The sequence below is a fragment of the Spiroplasma endosymbiont of Lariophagus distinguendus genome (assembly GCF_023846195.1).
Taxonomy (GTDB): domain Bacteria; phylum Bacillota_I; class Bacilli_A; order Mycoplasmatales; family VBWQ01; genus Spiroplasma_E.
Genome location: NZ_JALMUW010000094.1, coordinates 1 through 2,515, shown reverse-complemented (window position 1 = coordinate 2,515; position 2,515 = coordinate 1). Strand labels below are relative to the sequence as shown.

Sequence of the window (2,515 nt, the reverse complement as noted above, 5' to 3'; positions counted from 1 at the left end):
GTAGAAATTAAAGATGCACCAACTAATGATAGTTTACAACAACTATTATTAGACATGTTAAGTTATACATATAATTACAATAGAAATTTTGAAGGTGATACATATAATGATAATGGTAAACCAAAAAATGAAATTGCAAAATTAAGAGCAAAATTTGAAGGACAAAAACCAGAAGATGTTATTACCAATTTATTTAAACAGTGAAAATTAGATTATCCTAATTATATTAATTTAAAACAAGTAAAAATATTTAAACAAATATTTATAATGTTATCAGAATATATTTATTCAATATTATCAATTAATAAAGGTTTAAATGATGATTATAAATTATTATTACCTTATTATTTTGAATTAAAATCAAGTCCAATACATCCTACTAAGGATGATATTTGAAAATTTAAAGATGCAAAAGTCATATTAAAATCAAAATATTTTGATTTTACTAATTTAAATAATATTAAATTAAAAAATAATGATATTAGTCAAAACGAATTATTTAAGTTAGATGATAATCAATTCAATTGATTATCAATTACCAATGAATTAGAAACTAATAATATACCTTCGTTAATCCCAGCAGATTGAACATTGGCAAATGGTGAATATGGAAAATATTTTACAAAAGCAATCATTAGTAATAATAAAATTGAAAATGCTTTAAATTTATATGGTTCAAATAAATCTCAATTATTTTCTAAATTAGAATTTTATAAAGAAATTTTACAAATTGATAATAACAGTGAATTTGAATTACAAATTGAAAACCCGATTAATAACTTAAATCGGGTAGAAATTAGTGGTATATTTGGTGCTGGTAATTATCATTTAATTTTAATAACTGATAAACAAGAAATAAATCTAACTAATATTAGTTTATTCGATAAATATAACGAAAATATTTCTTATATTAATTTAGAAATTTAATTATCAAAATATCCATTAGGATAAACACCATCTCATTTTATATCATAACTTTCATCTGGTTTAATTCCAAAATATAACTCTATTTTGTGTTCATCATTTGTTTTGTGAGACCATATAGTTGTTCCAGCCCCCCCAGTAAACATTATACTGATGTCCTAAATAATATTGTAAATCATTTGTTTTATGATGTGATATTGAACCAATTATTAAACCAGTTGTTGCTAAAAATAATGCTAATATTGATGTTATTTTATAAAAATTTGCTTTTATTCATGTTTTCATTTTATTTTCCTTCCTATAAAAATATTTCTGTTTTTATTTTTCGTTCTTTTGTAGTCTTAATTGATTTAGATTTTTCCATTTTATTATCAATACTATTTATGACTTTTTTTAAAAAAGCTGGTTCTTTTTTAGTATTTAATATTAATAATATTTTATTACTTTGAGATATTTTTTCATTAAAATAATCTATCATAGATTCGTTATATTTTATTTTAGAATTTATTTTTTTATTTCAATCAGTAAAACCAAAAGTTATACCTTTTAAAGGTATATTATTAAATTTTTCTATTTTTTTCTTTTCTAAAAAAGATATTTCTGTGTAAGTATTTTCTATACTTTTCTTAAAATCTTTAATAGATTGTTCTATTTTCTGTTTTTCAAATTGATTCATATTTAATTACTCCTTTTTTATAAATGAAGTGCAGTTGAATTTATTTCATAAATTTTTGGAACTGAATAATATTCATCACCTAATTTATTTATTTCTTCAGATTCTTGAAAAATATTTTTATTTTTATGGTAAAATTTATTAGCTTGTAATTTCAAATCTTCATGTAAATTTGATGAATTTGAAATTAACATTTCATCCCTTAATCTTTGCAGTTGATCAAATATACTATTGTTTAAATCTTCTTCAAGTTCCAAAAATTCTTTTCACTTTTCTCTAGGTAAAAAGTCAATTATTGATTCTGGGTTTTCTTGGTCAATTTCATTAAGATGAATTCCAGTTAAAAACTTATCAGATAATATTTCATTTTTAAAATTAAATAGTTGTTTTGCTTTTTCTTTTATTGCTTTTTCTCTAGAAGTTCATTTAGCAAAAATTGCTAAACATAAAGAATCATTAGATTTGCAAATTTTTTCATAACTTATAAATTTTGCAATGATGTCTTTTTCTGCTTCTGTTCCATCACCACTACCTTTGTATGTTTTTGTTAAATCCAAATTCAACATTGTTAAATCTATAGAAAAAAAATATCATAATTTTGTACTTGATTTATTTGCATAATGTTTACCTAAATAATAAATTTTTGATTTATCATTTTTAACATCAATTCCAGTTTCTTCTAACATTTCATTAATTACTGTTTGATAAGGGTCAAAATTTTCAAGACCTCCAGTGATAGTACCATATTTACTAATTTCTTTATCTTTAAATAATGGATTATTTTCTATAACTAGTAAATAATAATATTCATTGTTTTTAATAACATAAGGTAATATCGCAACTCCTTGGTTATTGCATCAAGGCTCTTCAACACCATGCATATAATCAGCTTTAACTAATTTTAAAAATTCTGGATTC

General features: G+C 21.3%; 4 protein-coding genes. 1 reads left to right on the top strand and 3 read right to left on the bottom strand.

Features of this window, described 5'->3' with window-relative positions; genetic code table 4:
- Window positions 1-927, top strand: a 927-nt coding sequence (locus M0D11_RS05680; protein ID WP_252320903.1) for a hypothetical protein, incomplete at its 5' end; no start/stop codon positions are given.
- Here M0D11_RS05680 and M0D11_RS05675 read toward each other — a convergent pair.
- The 3 genes from M0D11_RS05675 to M0D11_RS05665 form a co-directional block, all read right to left on the bottom strand.
- Window positions 924-1,070 carry a hypothetical protein gene (locus tag M0D11_RS05675; protein ID WP_252320901.1) on the bottom strand — a complete coding sequence of 49 codons (147 nt, stop codon included), beginning with the start codon at window positions 1,068-1,070 and terminating at the stop codon, window positions 924-926. The two genes, M0D11_RS05680 and M0D11_RS05675, sit on opposite strands and share 4 nt — an antisense overlap.
- Window positions 1,071-1,222: 152 nt before the next feature.
- Entirely contained in the window at window positions 1,223-1,600 is a 378-nt protein-coding gene (locus tag M0D11_RS05670) for a hypothetical protein (RefSeq protein WP_252320899.1), read from the bottom strand.
- A gap of 17 nt (window positions 1,601-1,617) precedes the next feature.
- Window positions 1,618-2,515 (bottom strand): NUDIX hydrolase (locus tag M0D11_RS05665; protein WP_252320897.1); only part of this gene is annotated, 898 nt, incomplete at its 5' end.